General features: G+C 70.6%; 22 protein-coding genes. 11 read left to right on the top strand and 11 right to left on the bottom strand.

Features of this window, described 5'->3' with window-relative positions; translation table 11 throughout:
* Positions 1 to 37: 37 nt before the first annotated feature.
* Both LPB142_RS14990 and LPB142_RS14985 read left to right on the top strand, forming a co-directional pair.
* The gene (locus LPB142_RS14990) at positions 38 to 811 is read left to right on the top strand and encodes a trypsin-like serine peptidase (protein WP_071166845.1); all 774 of its coding nucleotides are present in this window, start codon (positions 38 to 40) and stop codon (positions 809 to 811) included.
* Positions 812 to 932: 121 nt separating this feature from the next.
* On the top strand, positions 933 to 1,391 hold the full coding sequence (locus tag LPB142_RS14985) for an Hsp20 family protein (RefSeq protein ID WP_071166844.1): 459 nt from the start codon (positions 933 to 935) through the stop codon (positions 1,389 to 1,391).
* A gap of 46 nt (positions 1,392 to 1,437) precedes the next feature.
* Here the strand turns inward: LPB142_RS14985 and modC are convergent, their stop codons facing one another.
* Genes modC through LPB142_RS14965 form a run of 4 tightly spaced genes read right to left on the bottom strand, consistent with a single transcriptional unit; the run spans position 1,438 to position 4,381 of the window.
* The gene (gene modC, locus LPB142_RS14980; RefSeq protein WP_071166843.1) at positions 1,438 to 2,526 is read right to left on the bottom strand and encodes a molybdenum ABC transporter ATP-binding protein; all 1,089 of its coding nucleotides are present in this window, start codon (positions 2,524 to 2,526) and stop codon (positions 1,438 to 1,440) included.
* Positions 2,523 to 3,224 carry a molybdate ABC transporter permease subunit gene (gene modB, locus LPB142_RS14975; RefSeq protein ID WP_068765474.1) on the bottom strand — a complete coding sequence of 234 codons (702 nt, stop codon included), beginning with the start codon at positions 3,222 to 3,224 and terminating at the stop codon, positions 2,523 to 2,525. Before modB ends, modC begins: the two co-directional genes overlap by 4 nt.
* A complete protein-coding gene (modA, locus tag LPB142_RS14970) occupies positions 3,221 to 3,964 on the bottom strand; it encodes a molybdate ABC transporter substrate-binding protein (protein WP_071166842.1) in 744 nt (247 codons plus the stop codon). The genes modB and modA overlap by 4 nt, the downstream gene beginning before the upstream one ends.
* Positions 3,965 to 4,021: 57 nt before the next feature.
* Positions 4,022 to 4,381: a winged helix-turn-helix domain-containing protein gene (locus tag LPB142_RS14965; protein ID WP_071167273.1), complete on the bottom strand. Its 360-nt coding sequence runs from the start codon at positions 4,379 to 4,381 to the stop codon at positions 4,022 to 4,024.
* 103 nt (positions 4,382 to 4,484) lie between these two features.
* Between LPB142_RS14965 and LPB142_RS14960 the strand changes: the two genes are divergently transcribed.
* The 5 genes from LPB142_RS14960 to LPB142_RS14940 all read left to right on the top strand — a co-directional run bounded on the left by LPB142_RS14960 (position 4,485) and on the right by LPB142_RS14940 (position 10,116).
* A complete protein-coding gene (locus tag LPB142_RS14960) occupies positions 4,485 to 5,669 on the top strand; it encodes an MFS transporter (RefSeq protein WP_068765472.1) in 1,185 nt (394 codons plus the stop codon).
* 9 nt (positions 5,670 to 5,678) lie between these two features.
* Positions 5,679 to 6,701: a glycosyltransferase family 4 protein gene (locus LPB142_RS14955; protein WP_071166841.1), complete on the top strand. Its 1,023-nt coding sequence runs from the start codon at positions 5,679 to 5,681 to the stop codon at positions 6,699 to 6,701.
* Positions 6,698 to 7,318: a glycosyltransferase family 29 protein gene (locus LPB142_RS14950; RefSeq protein WP_071166840.1), complete on the top strand. Its 621-nt coding sequence runs from the start codon at positions 6,698 to 6,700 to the stop codon at positions 7,316 to 7,318. Before LPB142_RS14955 ends, LPB142_RS14950 begins: the two co-directional genes overlap by 4 nt.
* A 66-nt stretch (positions 7,319 to 7,384) precedes the next feature.
* Complete coding sequence (locus LPB142_RS14945; protein ID WP_068765469.1) at positions 7,385 to 8,407, top strand: aspartate-semialdehyde dehydrogenase; 1,023 nt, start codon at positions 7,385 to 7,387, stop codon at positions 8,405 to 8,407.
* A gap of 104 nt (positions 8,408 to 8,511) precedes the next feature.
* Positions 8,512 to 10,116 carry a DUF4139 domain-containing protein gene (locus LPB142_RS14940; protein ID WP_071166839.1) on the top strand — a complete coding sequence of 535 codons (1,605 nt, stop codon included), beginning with the start codon at positions 8,512 to 8,514 and terminating at the stop codon, positions 10,114 to 10,116.
* 3 nt (positions 10,117 to 10,119) lie between these two features.
* Here the strand turns inward: LPB142_RS14940 and LPB142_RS14935 are convergent, their stop codons facing one another.
* Together LPB142_RS14935 and LPB142_RS14930 are read right to left on the bottom strand one after the other, a co-directional pair.
* Positions 10,120 to 10,554 (bottom strand): hypothetical protein, encoded by a 435-nt coding sequence (locus tag LPB142_RS14935; protein WP_071166838.1) that lies wholly within the window; start codon positions 10,552 to 10,554, stop codon positions 10,120 to 10,122.
* Positions 10,555 to 10,596: 42 nt separating this feature from the next.
* Positions 10,597 to 11,247 (bottom strand): carbonic anhydrase, encoded by a 651-nt coding sequence (locus LPB142_RS14930; protein ID WP_068765466.1) that lies wholly within the window; start codon positions 11,245 to 11,247, stop codon positions 10,597 to 10,599.
* A gap of 165 nt (positions 11,248 to 11,412) precedes the next feature.
* On the opposite strand from LPB142_RS14930, the gene LPB142_RS14925 reads away from it, so the two are divergent.
* The 3 genes from LPB142_RS14925 to LPB142_RS14915 all read left to right on the top strand — a co-directional run bounded on the left by LPB142_RS14925 (position 11,413) and on the right by LPB142_RS14915 (position 14,099).
* Positions 11,413 to 11,793 carry a hypothetical protein gene (locus tag LPB142_RS14925; RefSeq protein ID WP_071166837.1) on the top strand — a complete coding sequence of 127 codons (381 nt, stop codon included), beginning with the start codon at positions 11,413 to 11,415 and terminating at the stop codon, positions 11,791 to 11,793.
* Positions 11,794 to 11,856: 63 nt separating this feature from the next.
* Positions 11,857 to 13,278 carry a leucyl aminopeptidase family protein gene (locus LPB142_RS14920; protein ID WP_232230900.1) on the top strand — a complete coding sequence of 474 codons (1,422 nt, stop codon included), beginning with the start codon at positions 11,857 to 11,859 and terminating at the stop codon, positions 13,276 to 13,278.
* Complete coding sequence (locus tag LPB142_RS14915; protein ID WP_083392698.1) at positions 13,275 to 14,099, top strand: C40 family peptidase; 825 nt, start codon at positions 13,275 to 13,277, stop codon at positions 14,097 to 14,099. Before LPB142_RS14920 ends, LPB142_RS14915 begins: the two co-directional genes overlap by 4 nt.
* Here the strand turns inward: LPB142_RS14915 and LPB142_RS14910 are convergent, their stop codons facing one another.
* Entirely contained in the window at positions 14,100 to 14,447 is a 348-nt protein-coding gene (locus LPB142_RS14910) for a DUF2794 domain-containing protein (protein ID WP_071166836.1), read from the bottom strand. It abuts the gene before it with no gap.
* Between the two features lie 327 nt (positions 14,448 to 14,774).
* On the opposite strand from LPB142_RS14910, the gene LPB142_RS14905 reads away from it, so the two are divergent.
* Positions 14,775 to 15,227: a cytochrome c gene (locus LPB142_RS14905; protein ID WP_198037840.1), complete on the top strand. Its 453-nt coding sequence runs from the start codon at positions 14,775 to 14,777 to the stop codon at positions 15,225 to 15,227.
* On the opposite strand, the gene LPB142_RS14900 is transcribed toward LPB142_RS14905, so the two are convergent.
* The 4 genes from LPB142_RS14900 to LPB142_RS14885 form a co-directional block, all read right to left on the bottom strand.
* The gene (locus tag LPB142_RS14900; RefSeq protein ID WP_068765462.1) at positions 15,228 to 15,566 is read right to left on the bottom strand and encodes an I78 family peptidase inhibitor; all 339 of its coding nucleotides are present in this window, start codon (positions 15,564 to 15,566) and stop codon (positions 15,228 to 15,230) included.
* Between the two features lie 108 nt (positions 15,567 to 15,674).
* A complete protein-coding gene (locus tag LPB142_RS14895; protein ID WP_071166834.1) occupies positions 15,675 to 16,385 on the bottom strand; it encodes a thiamine ABC transporter ATP-binding protein in 711 nt (236 codons plus the stop codon).
* Positions 16,369 to 17,910: an ABC transporter permease family protein gene (locus LPB142_RS14890; RefSeq protein ID WP_071166833.1), complete on the bottom strand. Its 1,542-nt coding sequence runs from the start codon at positions 17,908 to 17,910 to the stop codon at positions 16,369 to 16,371. Before LPB142_RS14890 ends, LPB142_RS14895 begins: the two co-directional genes overlap by 17 nt.
* The gene (locus LPB142_RS14885) at positions 17,886 to 18,872 is read right to left on the bottom strand and encodes a thiamine ABC transporter substrate-binding protein (RefSeq protein ID WP_071166832.1); all 987 of its coding nucleotides are present in this window, start codon (positions 18,870 to 18,872) and stop codon (positions 17,886 to 17,888) included. Before LPB142_RS14885 ends, LPB142_RS14890 begins: the two co-directional genes overlap by 25 nt.
* Between the last annotated feature and the right edge of the window lie 2 nt (positions 18,873 to 18,874).

The following is an 18,874-nucleotide window of genomic DNA, read 5'->3' as shown; positions in this document are numbered from 1 at the left end:
GGGCGCGTTAGCCTCGGGGCATCCAGAAGGAGTTCCGATGCTGCGCCTTGCCCTCGCCCTGATCCTGCTCGCGCTGCCCGGCCTCGCCCAGGAGGCGCCGACGCGGCTCGAAACGCTCGAGACCGGCTCGGACAGCCGCGGCTGGGAGGCGGTGGGGCGGCTCGAGCTCGGCGCGAGCTTCTGCACCGGCACGCTGATCGGCCCCGATCTCGTGCTGACCGCGGCGCATTGCCTCTTCGACAGCCTCTCGGGCAAGATGATCCCGACCGATCAGATCCAGTTCCGCGCGGGTTGGCGCAACGGCCGCGCGGTGGCCTATCGGGGCGCGCGGCGGGCGGTGGCGCATCCCTCCTATCAATATCAGGGCGCCGACAAGATCGACCGTGTCGCCTGGGATCTGGCGCTGATCGAGCTCGATCAGCCGATCCGGCTGCCGCAGCTGCGCCCCTTCGGCCTCGATGGCCCGCCCGCGCCGGGCGAGCATGTCGAGGTGGTCTCCTATGCCCATGACCGCGCCGAGGCGCCGTCGCTGCAAAAATCCTGCACCGTGCTCGAGCGGCCCGCCGATGTCGTCTTGATGGATTGTTCGGTGGATTTCGGCTCCTCCGGGGCGCCGGTTTTTGCGATCCGCGCGGGGGCGCCGCAGATCGTCTCGGTGATCTCGGCCAAGGCCGAATACAACAAGACCCCGGTGTCGCTCGGCACGCTGGTGGGCCGGGTCGCGGATCTGAAGGCCGCGCTGAACGCCCGCGCCGCGCCGCAGGCCGCGCAATTCTCCCGCCAGGGCGGGGCGAAATTCGTCCGCCCCTGAGGCGGATGCAGGGCTTGAAACCGGCTTTTGCGCTCCCCAACTCTTCCTCATCGGGGCGCCACAACGGGCCCCGGCGCCGCGCCCGGAGGGGCGGGCTTTCCATCGCTCAAGTGAGGATGACATGCGCAATTTCGATCTTTCGCCGCTTTACCGCGCGACCGTGGGCTTTGACCGGGTCGCCGATCTGATGGACCGGGCGCTGGCCGCTGATCTGGCCCAGCCGACCTATCCCCCCTATAACATTGAGAAAACCGACGAGAACGCCTATCGGATCTCGGTCGCCGTCGCGGGCTTTGGCTCTGATGAGCTGAGCGTCGAGCTGCGCGAGGGGGCACTCATCGTCGCGGGCCGCAAGGCCGAGGATGTGACGCCGCGCAGCTATCTGCATCGCGGCATCGCGACGCGCGCTTTCGAGCGCCGCTTTGCGCTGGCCGATCATGTGAAGGTCACCGGCGCGAGCCATGCCGACGGGATGCTCCATATCGAGCTCGTCCATGAGGTGCCCGAGGCACTCAAGCCCCGGCGCATCGAGATCACCGGCCCGGCGAAGGGGACCGCGGTCGAGACGGTCGAGGCCTGATCCCGGCCCGAGAGACGCGGCGCGCGAGGCCCCTCGCGCGCCCTTTTCAGGCGCGCAGCGAAAGTTCGTCGCGCGCCAGCACCACCGATTTCAGGATCGCATGGCACCCCACCCCGGGCGCGAGGCCAAGCGCCGCGACCGAGCGCTGGGTGAGCCGCGCGAGGATCGCGCTTTGCCCGAGCCGGATCTGCGCCCAGGCGCGGCCGCCGGGCTCGGCCTCGATCCGCTCGATCACGCCGGGCAGGATGTTGAGCGCCGAGATCTGTTCGGGGCGGGTGCGCGCGATCATCACGTCGCTGGCGTGGATGCGCAGGCGCACCTCGGCGCCGGGCGGGGCGGCGAGATCGGCGATGAAGAGGGGGCCGGCCTCGGTCTCGAGGCGGGTGAGCCCGTCGGGCGCGGTCTCGGCCACGCGGGCGGGCAGGACGGCGCCCGCCTGATCGGCGCCGAAGAGCCCGGCGAGCCCCGGGTCGGCGAAAATCTCCGATGTCGGGCCGATCGCGCGGGCGCGGCCCTCAGCCATCAGGATCACGGTTTGCGCGAGCCGCGCGACCTCGGCCGCGGAATGGCTGACGTAGAGGACCGGCAGGCCCGCCTCGCCGAGGCGCTCGAGAAACGGCAAGATCTCGGCCCGGCGCGGGGCGTCGAGCGCGGCGAGGGGTTCGTCGAGGAGCAGGATGCGGGGCTTCGAGAGCAGCGCGCGCCCGATCGCCACGCGCGCCTTTTCGCCGCCCGAGAGCGCGGCGGGGCGGCGGGTGAGAAGCGCCTCGATGCCGAGCAGCGCGACGATCTGGTCAAACCCCGGCCCGGTGGCGCCGCGCGGCGCAAAGCGCGCTCCATAGGTCAGGTTCGCGCGCACGTCGAGATGCGGGAAGAGCCGCGCGTCCTGAAACACATAGCCCACGCGGCGCGCCTCGGGCGGCAGGCAGAGCCCGCGCGCGGTATCGAGAAGCACCTCGCCCGCGCAAACAATACGCCCGGTCTCGGGGCGCAGAAGGCCCGCCACCGCGTTGATCACGCTGGTTTTGCCCGCGCCAGAGGGGCCGAAGAGCGCGGTGACGCCGGGCGGCGCGGCAAAGCGCAGGTCAAGCCGCAGCGCGCCGAGCGGGTGGGAGAGGGCGACCTCGAGCATCATGCCCCCCGGATCCGCGCCGCGACCCGGCGCGCGATGAATTCCGAGGCGAGCAGCGCGCCGGTTGCCACCGCGACCGAGATCAGGGCGAGCCGAGCGGCGGCGGCGCTCGCCTCGGGGCCGGGCACCTGAAGGGCGGTGTAGATCGCCGAGGGCAGGGTCTGGGTCTGGCCCGGGATGTTCGAGACGAAGGTGATCGTCGCGCCAAACTCGCCCATCGCCTTGGCGAAGGCGAGGATCGCGCCGGCGATCACCCCGGGCGCGATCAGCGGCAGCGTGACGGTGGCGAAGACCGCGAGCGGGCGGGCGCCGAGCGTGCGCGCGGCCTCCTCGAGGCGCGGGTCCACCGCCTCGATCGCGAGGCGGATCGCGCGGACCATCAGCGGAAAGCCCATCACCCCCGCCGCGAGCGCCGCGCCCGTCCAGCGGAAGGCGAAGACGAGGCCGAAGGTCTCTTCGAGAAAGGCGCCGACCGGCCCCTTGCGGCCAAAGGCGAGCAGCAGGAAATAGCCGGTCACCACCGGCGGCAGGATCAGCGGCAGATGCACGAGCAGGTTGACCGCGCCGCGCAAGGGGCCGCGCCCGCGCGCCAGCCACAGCGCCACCGCCACCCCCGGCGGCAGCGCGCAGACGACCGCCACCGCCCCCACCTTGAGCGAGAGCAAAAGCGCGGTGAGTTCCTCGGGGGTTAGCCCCATCATTCCTCCGTGAGAACCGTGAAACCTTGCGATTTGAAGACGTTGGCAGCCTCGGGGCCGGTCAGGAACTGCTCGAACGCGGCGGCGGCCTGCGGGTGGGGCGCGGCGGCGAGGCGGGCGGCGGGGTAGGTGATCGGCGGGTGGCTCTCGGCGGGGAAGGTCGCGGCGAGATGCACGCGCGGCTCGGCGGCGGCGTCGGTGGCGTAGACGACGCCATAGGGCGCCTCGCCGCTCGCCACGAGCGCCAGCGCCGCGCGCACGTTATCGGCCTGCGCGACCTGCGGCGCGAGCGCGCCCCACAGCCCCAGGCTCTCGAAAGCCGCCTTGCCATATTGGCCCGCGGGCACCGAATCGACCAGCGCCATCGCCAGATGCTCCTGGCCGAGCCGCGCGGGCAGATCGGCGAGCGCGACCTCGCCCGCGGCATGGCCGACGAGCACGAGCCGGTTGCCCAGGAGATCGCGCCGCGAGCCCGGCGCCAGCGCGCCGCCCTCGGCCACCGCATCCATCCAGTTCGGCGCGGCCGAGATGAAGAGATCGGCCGGCGCGCCCGCGAGGATCTGCTGGGCGAGTTTCGAGCTGCCGGCATAGGAGATCACGGCGGTGTTGCCGGTCTTCTCCTGCCACTCGGCCGCGACGGCATCGAGCGCGGTTTTCATCGAGGCGGCGGCGAAGATCACCACCTCCTCGGCCTCGGCGGCCGCGGGGGTGAGCAGGGTGAGGGCGAGGAGAAGGGCGCGCATCGGGGGCTCCGTTGTGTTTCGTCGGACATAACAGGCGCGGCGCGAACCGGGCAAGCGTTATTTCTCGTCGGACATATCCGGGCGGATGTGGCGCCCGATCGCACCGATCTCCGCCGCCCCCTCTGTCGCAAGCCGCGCCTCGAGCCGCCGATAGGCCGCGAGCACCTCCGCGCCCGCCTCGGTCAGATGCGCGCCGCCGCCGCGCGCGCCGCCGCGCGCGCTCGCGACCAAGGGCTCGGCAAAGCCCGCGTTCATCTCCTCGACGAGGCTCCAGGCGCGTTTGTAGCTCATCCCCATCCGCCGCCCGGCGGCCGAGATCGAGCCCTCCGCCGCGATCCCCTCGAGCAGGTCGGCCTTGCCCGGGCCAAACATCAGCGGCCCGAAATAAAGCCGCAACATCATACGGGTCGGGTCCATCGCGCCCTCCTTTTGGCCTAGCCTGCCCGGCGCGCGCCGCCGCCGCAAGGCCTTGCGCGCGCCCGCGGTCTCTGTCAGCTTCGGGGCCTTCACGGGGGGGATCATGCGCCTGTCGATTGCTTTTCTGGTGCTGGGCTATGTGCTTAGCCAGTTCTACCGCGCCTGCCTCGCGGTTCTGACGCCGACCCTCAAGGCCGAGCTCGGCGCCGATGCGGGCGATCTCGCGGTGTCGCTGGGGCTTTGGTATGTCGCCTTCGGGGTGATGCAGATCCCGGTGGGCGAGGCGCTCGACCGGATCGGGCCGCGGCGCACGGCGGGGTGGCTGCTGGCGCTCGGCGGGGCGGGCGGGGCGGCGGCTTTCGCCATGGCCGAGGGGCCCTGGGGGGTGCATGTCGCGATGATGCTGATCGGGGTCGGCTGCTCGCCGGTCTTGATGGCGGGCTATTACATCTTCGCGCGCAGCTTCGCGCCGGCGATGTTTGGCACGCTGGCCGGCGCGATGCTCGGCACGGGCAGCCTCGGCAATCTCGCCGGCGCGGCGCCTTTGGCGGCGGCGGTCGAGGCCTTTGGCTGGCGCGGCACGCTGTGGGGGCTGGCGGTGGTGACGGCGGTGGTCGCGCTCGCGATCCTGACCTTAACCCGCGACCCCGAGCGCGTCGCCCATGCCGGCCCGCGCGGCTCGGTGCTCGATATCCTGCGGCTGCCGGGGTTCTGGATGCTCCTGCCGATGACGGCGGCGAATTACACCGCCGCGGCGGGGATCCGGGGGCTCTGGGCGGGGCCCTATCTCGACGCGGTGCATGGCGCGGATGCGGCGCTGATCGGGCAGGTGACGCTGGTGATGGGGCTCGCGATGATCGCGGGGAATTTCGCCTATGGCCCGGCCGACAAGATCTTCGGCAGCCACAAACGGGTGGCGCTCCTGGGCAATATGGTGCTCGCCGGGGCGATCGCGGTCTTGTGGCTCGCGCCGGGGATGGGGCTGTGGCAGGCGACGGCGGTCTTTGCGGTGATCGGCTTCTTTGGCGCGACCTTCCCGGTCTTGATGGCGCATGGACGCGCGTTCTTCCCCCCGCATCTTGTGGGGCGCGGGGTCACGCTCCTCAACATGTTCTCGATCACCGGGGTCGCGGCGGCGAGCTTCGGCTCGCGGCCCGTCTATGAGGCGGCGGCGCATCTGCCCCCGGCCGAGGCCTTCGGGCGGCTCTTTCTGTTCTTCCTCGTGCCGGTTTGTCTCGGCCTTGCGGTCTATCTCTTCGCCCGAGACAAACCCGACGCCGCGCGCTAGAACACGCCCATGACCCAGATCGATGTCATCGCCCCGAACCTCAAGCGCCGGCTCTCCGGCGTCACCGCGACGGTGGTGCGCCTCGTGCCGCTCCAGGCCAGGCTGATCGGCATCGCGGCGACGGGGCCGGGGCTGCCGCCTTCGGTGCCGCATGTGCCGCTCTGGCGGGTGCCGTTCCTGCCGCGGCGCCGCCGGGTCTGGCATGCGCGGCGCAATACCGAGATGTTGCTCGGGCTCGCGCTGAAGACGCTGGCGCGGATGGATCTCAAATTCGTCTTCACCTCGGCCAGCCAGCGCCGCCACACCGGCTATACCAAGTGGTTGATTTCAAGGATGGATGCGGTGGTGGCGACGAGCGCGCGCACGGCGGGTTATCTCGAGCGCCCGGCGCGGGTGATCTTGCACGGGATCGATACCGCGGGCTTTGCGCCGCCGAGCCACCGCGCGGCGCTGCGCGCGCGGCTTGGCCTGCCCGAGGGGGTGCTGGTCGGCTGCTACGGCCGGATCCGCGCGCAAAAGGGCACCGACGCTTTTGTCGAGGCGATGATCGGGCTCTTGCCGCAGCGGCCGGGGGTGACCGCGCTCGTCATGGGCCGCGCGACCGAGAGCCATGGCGCCTTTCTCGAGGGGCTGAAGGCGCGGGTGGCGCAGGCGGGGCTTGGCGGGCGGATCCTGTTTCTGCCCGAGGTCAGCGTCGACAAGATGGCCGATTGGTATCGGGTGCTCGATCTCTATGTGGCGCCACAGCGCTGGGAGGGGTTCGGGCTGACGCCGATCGAGGCGATGGCCTGCGGGGTGCCGGTGGTGGCGACGCGGGTCGGCGCCTTCGAGGAGATCGTGACGCCCGAGACCGGCGCGCTCGTCGCGCCCGACGATATCGGGGCGCTGGCGGCGGCGGTGGCGCCGTTTCTCGACGATGGCGCGCGGCGCGGCGCGGCCTCGCAGGCGGCGCGGGCGCGGGTCATGGAGCGGTTTCGCATCGAGGGCGAGGCGGAGGCTCTGGTGGCGCTTTACCGCGAGCTTTTGGCGTGAGCCGGGCGGGGTTTTACCTCGCGCGGCTGATGCGTCGCGAGGCGCCGATCGCGGCGCTGTCGGTGCCGCAGGCCGCGCTTCTCAATGATCTCGCCGGGCGGCGGGTGGCGCTGGTGGGCAATGCGCGCGCGCTCTCCGAGAGCCAGTTGGGCGCCGAGATCGACGGCCATGATCTGGTGATAAGGATCAACCGCGCGCCGATGCCGGCGGCGGCGAGCCACGGGGCGCGCACCGATTGGCTTGCGCTTGCGACCCGGCTGGGCGGGGCGGATCGCGCGCGGATCGGTGCCGCGCGCTATCTGTGGATGAGCCACAAGAGGAAGCGCCTCGATTGGGCGACCGCTTCGAGCCCCGGGTTTTACCTGCATCCGCTGGCCGATTACGCGGCGCTCAAGGCGCGGCTCGGCGCGCAGCCTACCACCGGCGCGATGCTGATCGATCTGCTTGCCCGCGCGCCGCTGGCGGGGCTGCGGCTTTACGGCTTCGATTTCATGGCCTCGCTCTCGCTCTCGGGCGGGCGCCGGGCCGAGCAGACGCCGCATGATTTCGCCGCCGAGGCCGCGATGGTCGCCGATCTGATGGCGCGGGATTCGCGCATCACCTTGGCGAAATCGTAGCGAATCCCTTTCCAAATCGGCGCGTTTCCGCTAAGCGGCCTCGTTCTTTCGAGAAGGAGGCCTTAGATGGGCTACAAAGTCGTCGTCGTCGGTGCCACGGGCAACGTTGGCAAGGAAATGCTGAACATTCTCGCCGAGCGCGAGTTCCCGGTTGATGAAATCGCGGCGCTGGCGTCGCGCAAATCGCTGGGCACTGAGGTCAGCTTTGGCGACAAGACTTTGACCACCAAGGATCTCGACACCTTCGATTTCACCGGCTGGGATATCGCGCTCTTCGCGATCGGCTCGGATGCGACGAAGGTTTACGCGCCCAAGGCCGCGAGCCAGGGCTGCGTGGTGATCGATAACTCCTCGCTCTACCGCTATGACCCCGAGATCCCGCTGATCGTTCCGGAAGTGAACGCCGACGACGTCGTGCGTTACAAGAACAAGAACATCATCGCGAACCCGAACTGCTCGACCGCGCAGATGGTTGTGGCGCTGAAACCGCTGCATGACCGCGCGAAGATCAAACGCGTCGTGGTCTCGACCTATCAATCCGTCTCCGGCACCGGCAAGGAGGCGATGGACGAGCTTTGGAACCAGACCAAGGGCATGTATGTCCCCGGTCAGGAGGTTGAGCCGAAGGTCTACCCCAAGCAGATCGCCTTCAACGTGATCCCGCATATCGACGTGTTCCTCGACAGCGGCGAGACCAAGGAAGAGTGGAAGATGGTCGCCGAGACCAAGAAAATCCTCGACCCGTCGATCAAGCTGACCGCGACCTGCGTGCGCGTGCCGGTGTTCGTGGGCCACTCGGAAGCGATCAACATCGAGTTCGAGGAATTCCTCGACTGGGAAGAAGCGACCGAGATCCTGCGCGAGGCGCCCGGGATCCTCGTCGTCGACAAGCGTGAGGCCGGTGGCTACATCACCCCGATCGAATGTGTGGGCGAATATGCGACCTATATCTCGCGGATCCGTCAGGACAGCACGATCGAGAACGGGCTGAACATCTGGTGCGTGTCGGACAACCTGCGCAAGGGCGCGGCGCTGAACGCGGTGCAGATCGCCGAAGTGCTCGGCCAGCGCTGCCTCAAGAAGGGCTGATCCGGCCCTGAGCTGACCGGAATTTGAGGGCGCCGTGATCGGCGCCCTCTTGCTTTTGGGCGGGCAAGGGCGGAGCCTTCGCGGAGATTTTCCGGGAGGACCCCATGAAACCTGTTTCCCTGATCGCCGCGCTGTGCCTGTGCGCCGCGCCAGCCGCGCTGTTTGCCGCGCCGCTCGAGAAAGCCGCGGCGCCGGTCGCGGTGACGCTCTACCCCTGGGGGGCGGAGGTGACGCGCGCGCTCGAGGTTTCGGCCGCCGAGCCCGTCGAATATCTTGTGACCGGCCTGCCCGCGGGCAGCGATATGGCGAGCCTGCGGGTCAGCGGCGAGGGGCTCGAGATCGGCGCGGTGTCGTTGATCCATGACCGGCTGCCCGAGGGCACGGGCGCGGTGGTGCCCGAGGCAGTGGCCGCGGCGCGCGCGCGGGTGGCCACGGCGGAGGAGGCTTTGGCGGCGGGCGAGGACGGGGTTGCGGCGATCCGCGCCGAGGCCGAGGCCGCGCGGGCGCGGGCGGCGTTTCTGAGCGGGGCGGAGACCGGCGGGCTCTCGCCCAAGGCGCTTGGCGATCTGGCGGCGGCGGTGTCGGCCGGGGTGCTCGAGGCCAATCGCGCGGCGATTGCGGCCGAGGCCGAGGCGCGGCGCGCGTCCGTGGCGCTCGAGCCCGCCCGCGAGGAGCTTGCCGCGGCGCAAAAGGCGCTCGCGGCGATTGATCACCCGGGCGAGGCGGGCGACGCGCTTTTGGTGACGGTGAAGGGCGCGGGCGCGCTGAAGATCCGCAGCTATACCGATGCGGCGGGTTGGGCGCCGGCTTATGATGCGCGCATCGACCGGGCGAGCGGGGCGTTGACGCTCGATCGTTATGTGTCGGTGCATCAGGAGAGCGGCGAGGATTGGTCGGGGGTCGCGCTGACGCTCTCGACCGCGGCGCCCTCGGAGCGCGCCGCGCCCTCCGAGCTCTGGCCCGAGGCGCTGCGCTATGGCCCGCCCGAGCCGGTGGCCGCGCTGCGCGCCGAGAAGACGTTTGCCGCCGATGCCGAGCCGATGATGGAGGCCGCGCCCGCGCCGGTGATCGTGGGGGACGGGGTCGCGCAGCAGGGGGTGGCGCTGAGCTATGCCTTTGACGGGCCGGTCGATTTGCGCGACGGGGTCGAGGGGCTGCGGCTCAAACTCGGCGCGGTGGCGCTGAACGCCGATCTCTTCGCCGAAGCCGTGCCCTATTATGATGCGACCGCCTATCGGGTGGCGGAAGCCGAGAACACCAGCGGCGAGGTGTTGCTCGCGGGGCCGGCGATGCTCTGGGTCGATGGCGAGATCGTCGGCGCGACGGATCTGCCGCAGGTGGTGGCGGGCGACAGGCTGCGGCTCGGCTTTGGCGCGATCGAGGGGCTGCGGCTCACGCGCGTGACCGAAGACAGCGCCGAGGGCGGGCGCGGGTTGATCTCGAAAACCAATGAGCGCAGCGAGCGGGTGCGGATCGAGGTGAAGAACCTGACGGCCGAGAGCTGGCCGGTGCGGCTGATCGACCGGGTGCCCTATGCCGAGCAGGAGGATCTCAAGATCAGCTATGCCGCGACGCCCGCCCCGGCCGAGGAGGGCTACGAGGACAAGCGCGGGCTTCTGGTCTGGCGCTTCGATGTTGCGCCGGGGGCGACGCAGACGGTCAGCCTCGAGACCACGATCAACTGGCCCGAGGGGCAGATCCTGCGCTGAGCCTCAGGCGATGTCGCGCGCCACGGCCCCTTCCGGCGGCGGTTGCGCGCGCCGCCGCGGGATTGCGCCCGGGAAGGGCGCGCGAAACCGCAGCGTCAGATCGGCGAGCGTTTCGCCCAGATCGTCGAGCCAGAGGATGAACCGATCGGCGGGCCAGCTGTTGAGCGCAAGGCGATCGGCCCGCAGCCGCAGCACCACGCCCTCCTGGCGCAGCCGGTGTTGCAGATCGAGCCAGCCCGCGGCCCCGGCGAGCGCCTCTTGCACCGCCCTGGCCGCCATGAGGTTGGGGGCGAGGGCGGTCTCGCCCTCTGCCAATGTCGCGATCAAGGCTCGGCGGATGACCTCCGCCGGGGCGATCTGATCACCATGCGCGCGCGCCTCGATCCTTGCGATCAGGCTCACGGGCAGGCGAAGCGTGACGAGTCGGTGCTGTTCCATGCCCCGACTCTCCCGCGTTAAGCTTAAGATGCGATGAACGCCTCAGATCGGCTCGAATTCGCCCGTCGCCGGGTTGAGCTGGCTGAGCCCGCCCGAGCCGATGTCGTGCCACAGCCCGTGCAGCGTCATGTCGCCCTCTTCCAGCGCGGCCTGCACGAAGGGGAAGGTCATCAGGTTCTCGAGGCTGATCATCACCGCCTGTTTCTCCAGCGCGGCGACCTGCTCGGCCTCGGGGAGCTCCTTGACGTGCTCATAGCCCGGGCGAAGCAGGTTCAGCCAGGTGCCCACGAAGGAGGTCTTTTCCTCGAGCTCGGGCGCATGGCCGGTGCACATCGCATGGCAGCCCGCGACGCCGCCGCATTGCGAATGGCCGAGCACGATCAGATGCGAGACCTTCAGCGCCTTCACGGCATATTCGACCGCCGCCGAGGTGCCGTGGTGGTCGCCGTCCGGGTTGAACTTCGGCACCAGGTTGGCGATGTTGCGGTGGCTGAAGAACTCGCCGCTGTCGGCGCCGAAGAGCGAGGTCACATGGACCCGCGAATCGCAGCACGAGATGATCATCGCGCGCGGGCGCTGGCCATCCTCGGCGAGGCGTTTGTACCACGAACGGTTCTCGGCATAGGTGGTCGCCTTCCAGCCGAGATAGCGTTGCACGAGGTAAGTCGGCAACGGGCGCACATGTTCCTTCATCTCACGTCCCTTTCGATGATGGGCGATAGATAGGGCCGCCTCCGCGGGATTTCGAGATATTTTTTCGCGCCTCTCAACGATTTCTTGAGGCTTGGCGGGCATGTTTGGCTCAGGTCGTGGGGGCCTACGGATGCGGACGGTGCCGCAAAAGCGCGGAGGTTAGGGGTGGCGCAGATTGAACAATTCCGCTGTGATGAGCCGGTGAGGCTCGATCCGGATCGGATCGTGGTGCTTTATGCCGAGCTCGGGCAGGTGGCGGCGGAGCGGGTGATTTCCGCCGCGATGGAGGATCTGGCGGTGCATATGCTCGCCATCCAGGTCGCGCTCAAGGAAGGTCAGCCGGAGGTCTTCGATCAGGCCGCGCGCGAGATGGAGCATCTGGCGCGGCAGGTCGGGCTGTCGCTTCTGGCGCGCATCGCGCGGGATCTGCGCGGCTGTGTGGCGCGCGCCGACAAGGTGGGCCAGGCGGCGGTGCTCGCGCGGCTCGTGCGGATCGCGGATCGGTCGCTGACCGCGGTCTGGGATATGGCCGATATCGGCGGATAAGGGGCTTGCGGGGGCGGGCGGCGGCGTTACCTTGGGCGCGAGATTGCCTCAAGGAGAGCGCCGATGCCGCAGCCCGATCAAACCCCGCTGGCCGTTCTGACCGACCGCCCGGAGATGCGTTTCGCGCCGCAGGGGACTGCGGCGCTTTCGCTTTTTCTGATCGAGGCGGGGGCGGATCTGCCCGCAGCCCTCACCCCAGCGCAGGCCGCGTTCGCGCGCGCCCAAGGGTTTACCGGCGCGGCGGGGCAGCTTTGTCTTCTGCCCGGGGAGGCGGGCGTCGCGGGGGCGCTCTTCGGCTATGGCACGGCGCAGGCGCGCGTCAGGAAACGCTTCTTGCTCGCGCAGGCGGCGGCGGGCCTGCCTGAGGGCGCCTGGCAGATCGTGGGCGATCTGCGCGGGGCCGAGGCCGAGGAGGCCGCGCTCGGCTGGCTTCTCGAGGGCTATCGCTATGCCCGCTATGCGCCCGCGAAAGCGCCCTGCGCGCGGCTCGTGGCGCCGGCGGGGGTCGATGCCGCGCGGCTCGAGGCGATCGCGGCGGGCGAGGCGCTGACCCGCGATCTGATCAACACGCCGCCCAATGACATGGGCCCGGCCGAGCTCGAGGCCGAGGCGCGCGCGCTGGCCGCGGCCTTTGGCGCCGAGATCACGGTGATCACCGGCGAGGATCTGCTCGAGGCGGGCTATCCGCTGATCCATGCGGTCGGGCGGGCGAGCCCGCGGGCGCCGCGGCTGATCGAGCTGCGCTGGGGGGCGGAGGGGCCGGAGGTCGCGCTGGTCGGCAAGGGGGTGTGTTTCGACACCGGCGGGCTGAACCTCAAGCCGGGCAGCTCGATGGGGCTGATGAAGAAGGACATGGGCGGCGCCGCGACGGTGCTGGGGCTTGCGCGGATGATCATGGCGCTGGGGCTCGGGCTACGGCTGCGGGTGCTGATCCCGGCGGTCGAGAATTCGGTCTCGGGCGCGGCGTTCCGGCCGCAGGATATCTACATCTCGCGCAAGGGGTTGAGCGTCGAGATCAACAACACCGATGCGGAGGGGCGGCTCGTGCTCGCCGATGCGCTGGCGGCGGCGGATGAAGAGGCGCCCGATCTGATCTTGTGTCTGGCGACGCTGACCGGGGCGGCGCGGGTCGCGCTCGGGCCCGATCTGCCGCCCTTCTACACCGATGACGCGGCGCTCGCGGCGGCGCTGGCGCGCGGCGCCGAGGCCGTGGCCGATCCGCTCTGGCGGATGCCGTTCTGGGCGCCCTATGAGAGCCTGATCGAGCCCGGGATCGCCGATCTCGACAACGCCCCCGCGGGCGGTATGGCGGGCTCGATCACGGCGGCGCTGTTCCTGCGCCGGTTTGTCACCGAGACCGAGCGCTTTGCGCATTTCGACATCTATGGCTGGCAGCCGAGCGCCCAGCCCGGCCGCCCGAAAGGCGGCGTGGGCCAGGGCGCGCGCGCGATCCTTGCCGCTTTGCCGGAGGTTCTGGGCCTGTGAGCGACCGTCGTCTGACCCCGTTTTCGGGCCGTGTGGCCCATGAGAGCCTGCGCGGCCAGATCGAGGCGCCCGCCTTCACCGCGGGTGAGGCCGCGAGCCTGATCGCGCCGGTGGCCGATCTGTGCCCCGAGCCCGGCGCGCTGCGCGACCGCCAGCTGCTCTTTGGTGCCGCGCTCACGGTGATCGACCGCGCGGGCGAGGCGGTTTTCGTGCAGGCGGTTGCCGATGGCTATTGCGGCTGGGTCGCGGCGGCGGCGGTGGGCCCGGCGTGCGAGGCCTCGCATTGGGTCGCGGCGCCCGCCACGCATCTCTATCGCGAGGCCTCGATCAAACGCGGCGAGGTGGCGCGGCTCAGCCTCGGCGCGCGCGTCGCGGTGTTGGCCGAGACGGGCGGGTTTGCCCGCACCGCCGAGGGCTACATCCCCGCCCAGCATCTCGCGCCGCTCGCCGCCCCCGCGCCCGACCCGGTCGCGCTCGCCGAGAGCCTCCTCGGCACGCCCTATCTCTGGGGCGGCAATTCGCGCGACGGGATCGATTGTTCGGGCCTCGTGCAGGTGGCCTTCCACGCCGCCGGCCGGCCCTGCGCGGGCGACAGCGATCTGCAACGCGCGGATTTCGGCGATTACCTGCCCGCAGGCACGGCGCCGCGGCGGGGGGATCTCTTCTTCTGGCGCGGGCATGTGGCGATTGCGGTCTCGGGCGAGGTGCTCCTCCATGCCAATGGCCATACGATGAGCGTCGCCCATGAGGGGATCGCGGCCTGTCTCGCGCGGATCGAGGCGGCCGGGCAGGGGCCGTTTTACGGGATCAAGCGCCCCTGATCACTCGATCGGGCGGATCAGCTTGCGCTCGAGTACGCGCAGCACGGAGGCGAGATCCTGCCCGCGTTTGAGGATCTGGCCATCCATGCCGATCACCGCATACATGCCCTGGCGGTTGCGCAGCGCGGGGCGCTTTTCGATCCGGTAGAGCGGGTTTTCGGCGCTGCGCCGGAAGACCGAGAAAACCGCCACATCGCGCAGGAAGCTCATCGCGTAGTCGCGCCACTCGCCGGCCGCGACCATCCGCCCGTAAAGCCCGAGGATCGTGCCGAGCTCGGTCCGGTCGAAGGCGACCTGCTCGGGGGCAGGGCGCGGGCCGGGGAACGGGGTCGGGTCATGGATCGACATGACCGAATCGTGACACCGCCGGGCGCGCAAATCAAGGCCCGGCTGCGGCGGGATGTCGCGCCGCAAAAATGCCGTGAAAAGACCTCTGGAATGCCGGGATTCGCGCCCGGTGCTGCCGCGATCTGGGGGGATAAGTGACTTAGCGGAAAACGCTAACCCCCGGCGGTGCGGTCAACAGCCCCCACCCAGTTCGTGCCGTCGGGGCGCTTTTCGCGCCAAACCCCGCCTGCCAGGGCGGGGTTTCGCATTTGCGTGAGCGGGCGCGGCGCGGCTTGCCCCCGGCGGATTTAGCCCGAATAAATGGGCCAAAAGCCGGAGATTTCGCCCATGCGTCTTGCGCCCCTCGCCCTGCCCCTGCCCCTGGCCCTGAGCCTTGCCGTTCTGTCCGCCGCGCCCGCGGCCTTTGCGGGCGAGGATCCGACCGACCCGACCGTGCTCGCGCGGGTGCAGCTGATGCGCGCGATGAAGGCCGATCTCGCGGCGCTGGGCGATCTGGCGGCGGGGAAGGTGGCCTTCGACGAGGCCGCGGCCGAGGCGGCGGTGAACGCTTTTCTGGCGCGGGCCGACAAGGTCGAGGCGGCTTACAAGGACAAGGCCGATGACCCGGCCTCGGACGGGCTGCCCGATATCTGGACCGCGCGGGCCGAGTTCCGGCAAAAGGAAAACCGCCTTGTGAAGGCGGCGATGGGGCTCGAGTGGTCGAGCCCCGCGGCTCTGGCCGAGACGCTCGCGCCGGTGGCGGCCGCGTGCAAGGATTGCCACGGCCGCTTCCGGATGTGATCAGCCGCAGTCGATGTTGAAGATATTGCCGGCCGCGTCGAGGCGGAACACCACGCGCTGCGGGTTGTATTCCTGCGGCTCGATGCCGCGCCATTCGACGACATTGATCGCGCGGGTGATGCCGAGCGTCGGGATCACGCTCGCGGGTTGACCGAGCACGCCGATATGGTCGGCGGCGTGGCAGGTATCGGGCTCGCGCTGCTCGAGCGGGCCGGTTTGCGTGACCGCGGGGGTCATGTGCGGCGTCGGCAGCGGCTGCGGCGGGGTGTCCTCAACGGGCGACTGGCAGGCCGCAAGGCTCAGCGCGGCGGCGGCGATCAGGGAAAGGCGGATCAACATCTCGAACCTTCGGTTTGGGGTTGCATGCCCTGCGCGGGCGATCGGGAATTTATATAGCCCCGCGCGCGGGTTGAGAACCCGTGGCGCGGTATGAGGGGGCGCGGGCGATCAAATTCTCGGGAGAGTGTTGCCCAGATAGGCGGCGAGCGCGGGCGGCGGCGCGGCGAGCAGCGTCTCGGTCGGCGCGGGCGGCGCGGCGCGGCCCTCGGCGACGAGAATCGTCTCGGGGCAGAGGGTGCGGGCGTCCTCGGGGTCATGGCTGACCATCAGCACGGTGAGCGCCTCTTCGGTGGCGATTTCGGCGACGAGGGCGAGCATCTCGGCCTTCAGCGCGGGGCCGAGCGCGGCGAAGGGTTCATCGAGGAGGAGAAGCGGGCGCGCGCGCAGGAGCGCCCGGGCGAGCGCCACGCGGCTTTGCTGGCCGCCGGAGAGATCGGCCGGGCGGCGGGCCCCGAGCCCCGGCAGCCCGATGCGCGCAAGCGCCGCCTCGATCCGGGCGTGATCCGCCTTGCTCAGGCGCAGCCGCGGGTCGAGCCCGAGGCCGATGTTTTGCGCCACGCTGAGATGGGGGAAGAGGTTTTGATCCTGAAAGAGGATCGAGAGCGGGCGCGCGCCGGGGGCGAGGGGGCCGAGATCCGCGCCCTGCCAGAGCAGGCGCCCGGCGGCGGGGGCGAGGAAGCCCGCGATCGTGGAGAGGAGCGTCGATTTCCCCGCGCCGGAGGGGCCGATCAGCGCCACGCGGGCGTGCGTGGCGATGGTGAGATCGGCGCGGAGGGTGAAATCGCCCTGTTCGATCAAGAGGTTATCGAGGGTCAGCATGCTGTCCGATCCGGTCGAAGGCCCAGAAGAGGGCGAAGGTGAGGGCCATGAGCAGGCTCGCGGCGGCGGCGGCCTGATCCATCCGATAGGCGCCCATGAGCTGATAGAGCGCGAGCGGCAGGGTCTGGGTGCGGCCGTCCGAGAAGAGGGTGATGACGCCGAGGTCGCCCATCGAGAAGGCCGCCGCGATGCCCGCCGAGAGGCCGAGCGGGCGGGCAAGGCGCGGCAGCGTCAAGAGCCGCAGCCGCGCCAGGCCGGTGAGCGAGAGCGCGCTCGCGAGGCGGTCGTAATCAGCCTGCAGGCGGCGCACCTCGGGCAGCAGGAGGCGCAGCGCGAAGGGCAGGCTGAGGAGCGCGTTGGTCGCGAGCGTGACGGGCAGGGCGAGCGCGGGGGGGCTCACGAAGGGCCGCGCGATCAGGAACAGCCCGGTGCCGAGGACGAGGCCGGAGACCGCCATCGGCGCCATCCCCGCGGCCTCGGCCCACCGCGCGCGCGGCGCGGCGAGCGCAAGCGGCAGCGCGAGCGCAAGGGTGAGCGCGGTGGCGCCGAGCGCGAGGGCGAGCGAGGTCGCGCAGGCCGCCCAGATCGAGCCCGGCAGCGCGCCGAGCGCGGGCAGCCCGCGCCAGAGCAGCGCCGCGAGCGGGGCGAGCAGGAAGGCCGCCGCGAGGGTGATCAGCGCGGTGTCCTTGGCGCGCCGCGCGCCGGCCGGGGCGGCGAGGGGCTGCGCGCGATCAAGCCCCGCGCCGAAGCCCTCGGCGCGCGTCACCCGCGCCGCGAGCGCAAGCGCGGCAAGGCAGATCGCGACCTGCACCAGCGCCAGCGCCGCCGCGCGGGCGAGGTCGAAATCGAGCCGGAAGGCCTGATAGATCGCGAGTTCGATGGTGGTGGCGCGCGGGCCGCCGCCGAGGATCAGCGCCACCGCGAAGGAGCTCAGGCAGACCAGAAAGATCGCGAGCGCCGCGCCGGGCAGCACCGCGCGCAGCATCGGGCGCTCGAGATGGCGGGCGATCTCGCGCGGGCCGAGCCCGAGCGCCGCGGCAAGGCGCAGCCGTTCGGCCGGGATCGCAGCCCAGCCGCCGAGCACCATCCGCGTGGCCAGCGGCAGGTTGAAGAACACATGCGCAAGGATCACGCCGCCCGCGCCATAGACCGTGACCTCGGGCAGGCCGAGCGCGCCGAGCGCGCCGTTGACCCAGCCGCGCCGCCCGAACACCGCGATCAGCCCCATCACCGCGACCACGGTCGGCAGCAGGAAGGGCGCGCCCATCAGCGCGATCAGCGCGCCCCGCCCGACAAAGCGCCGCCGCCAGAGCGCGCGCGCCACCGGCACGGCGAGCGCGCAGGAGAGCGCGGCCGAGGCCGCCGCCTGCCAGAGCGTGAACCAGACCGCCTCGAGATCGGCCGGCCGGAGCGCGCCGAACCCGCCCGCGCGCCAGATCACGGCGCCGAGCGGGCCCGCGACCAGCGCGACCGCGACCCCCGCGGCCAGCGCCGCCGGGATTATTTGGCGAAGGCCGCGCGCCATTCTTCCAACGCGCCTTCGCGCAGCGCCTCGGCCTCGGTCTCGCTATAAAAGAGCGTCTTTTCCGGGCGCGGCAGGGCGGCGAAGCCCGCCGGCAGGAAGCCCTCCTTGATCACCGCCGGATAGGACCAGTTCGCGGTCGCGATCATGCCCTGAAACTCGTCCGAGAGGGTGTAATCGAGGAAGGCCTGCGCGAGGTCGGGCTGATCGGAGGTGGTGAGCTGGGCCGCGACCTCGGTGTAGAAATAATGCCCCTCGGGGAAGATCGCGGCGGCCTTGGTGGCGTCCTCCTCGGCGATCAGGTGATAGGCGGGCGAGGTGGTGAAGGAGAGCACCATGTCGACCTCGCCATCGGTGAAGAGGCCATAGGCCTCGGACCAGCCGGGCGTCACGGTCAGCACCTTGGGCGCGAGCTTCGCCCAGGCCTCGGGCGCCTTGTCGCCATAGATCGCCTTCACCCAGAGCACGAGCGCGAGGCCGAGCTCCGAGCTGCGCGGGTCTTCGATGGCGATCTTGAAGGCGTCGTCGGGGGCGTCGAGCAGCGCCTGGAAGCTCGCGGGCGGGGTGGCGAGGCGGGTCTTGTCATAGACAAAGGCGGTCTCGCTCCAGTTGAAGGGCAGGAAGGTCGCGTCGTCCCACGCGATCGGCAGGGTCAGGCGCGCGACATCCTCGTTATGGGGCGCGAAGAGGCCGGTGGCGCGGGCGCGCGCCATCAGATCGGTGGTCAGTCCGATCACCACATCGGCCTCGGTCTTGTCGCCCTCAAGCAGCACGCGCGGCAGCACATCGCCCGCGACGAAGTCGAGATCACAGCCGCAGCGCGCCTCGAAGCCCTTTTCGATCGCGGGGCCGGGGCCCCATTCGGAGGTGAAATAATCGGGGGCATAGACGGTGAGCACGGGCTTGTCAGCCGCCATCGCGGGGGTCGCGAGAGCGAGGGCCGCAAGCATCAGAGGGTATTTCATTA

The sequence above is a fragment of the Rhodobacter xanthinilyticus genome (assembly GCF_001856665.1).
Classification (GTDB): Bacteria; Pseudomonadota; Alphaproteobacteria; order Rhodobacterales; family Rhodobacteraceae; genus Rhodobacter; species Rhodobacter xanthinilyticus.
This window is presented reverse-complemented; position numbering and strand designations above follow the sequence as displayed.

Excerpts from the sequence above, each read along its gene's own strand:
- LPB142_RS14990 (WP_071166845.1), top strand. The coding sequence starts at position 38 with ATGCTGCGCCTTGCCCTCGCCCTGATCCTGCTCGCGCTGCCCGGCCTC.
- LPB142_RS14985 (WP_071166844.1), top strand. The coding sequence starts at position 933 with ATGCGCAATTTCGATCTTTCGCCGCTTTACCGCGCGACCGTGGGCTTT.
- modC (WP_071166843.1), bottom strand. The coding sequence starts at position 2,526 with ATGATGCTCGAGGTCGCCCTCTCCCACCCGCTCGGCGCGCTGCGGCTT.
- modB (WP_068765474.1), bottom strand. The coding sequence starts at position 3,224 with ATGATGGGGCTAACCCCCGAGGAACTCACCGCGCTTTTGCTCTCGCTC.
- modA (WP_071166842.1), bottom strand. The coding sequence starts at position 3,964 with ATGCGCGCCCTTCTCCTCGCCCTCACCCTGCTCACCCCCGCGGCCGCC.
- LPB142_RS14965 (WP_071167273.1), bottom strand. The coding sequence starts at position 4,381 with ATGGACCCGACCCGTATGATGTTGCGGCTTTATTTCGGGCCGCTGATG.
- LPB142_RS14960 (WP_068765472.1), top strand. The coding sequence starts at position 4,485 with ATGCGCCTGTCGATTGCTTTTCTGGTGCTGGGCTATGTGCTTAGCCAG.
- LPB142_RS14955 (WP_071166841.1), top strand. The coding sequence starts at position 5,679 with ATGACCCAGATCGATGTCATCGCCCCGAACCTCAAGCGCCGGCTCTCC.
- LPB142_RS14945 (WP_068765469.1), top strand. The coding sequence starts at position 7,385 with ATGGGCTACAAAGTCGTCGTCGTCGGTGCCACGGGCAACGTTGGCAAG.
- LPB142_RS14940 (WP_071166839.1), top strand. The coding sequence starts at position 8,512 with ATGAAACCTGTTTCCCTGATCGCCGCGCTGTGCCTGTGCGCCGCGCCA.
- LPB142_RS14935 (WP_071166838.1), bottom strand. The coding sequence starts at position 10,554 with ATGGAACAGCACCGACTCGTCACGCTTCGCCTGCCCGTGAGCCTGATC.
- LPB142_RS14930 (WP_068765466.1), bottom strand. The coding sequence starts at position 11,247 with ATGAAGGAACATGTGCGCCCGTTGCCGACTTACCTCGTGCAACGCTAT.
- LPB142_RS14920 (WP_232230900.1), top strand. The coding sequence starts at position 11,857 with ATGCCGCAGCCCGATCAAACCCCGCTGGCCGTTCTGACCGACCGCCCG.
- LPB142_RS14910 (WP_071166836.1), bottom strand. The coding sequence starts at position 14,447 with ATGTCGATCCATGACCCGACCCCGTTCCCCGGCCCGCGCCCTGCCCCC.
- LPB142_RS14905 (WP_198037840.1), top strand. The coding sequence starts at position 14,775 with ATGCGTCTTGCGCCCCTCGCCCTGCCCCTGCCCCTGGCCCTGAGCCTT.
- LPB142_RS14900 (WP_068765462.1), bottom strand. The coding sequence starts at position 15,566 with ATGTTGATCCGCCTTTCCCTGATCGCCGCCGCCGCGCTGAGCCTTGCG.
- LPB142_RS14895 (WP_071166834.1), bottom strand. The coding sequence starts at position 16,385 with ATGCTGACCCTCGATAACCTCTTGATCGAACAGGGCGATTTCACCCTC.
- LPB142_RS14890 (WP_071166833.1), bottom strand. The coding sequence starts at position 17,910 with ATGGCGCGCGGCCTTCGCCAAATAATCCCGGCGGCGCTGGCCGCGGGG.
- LPB142_RS14885 (WP_071166832.1), bottom strand. The coding sequence starts at position 18,872 with ATGAAATACCCTCTGATGCTTGCGGCCCTCGCTCTCGCGACCCCCGCG.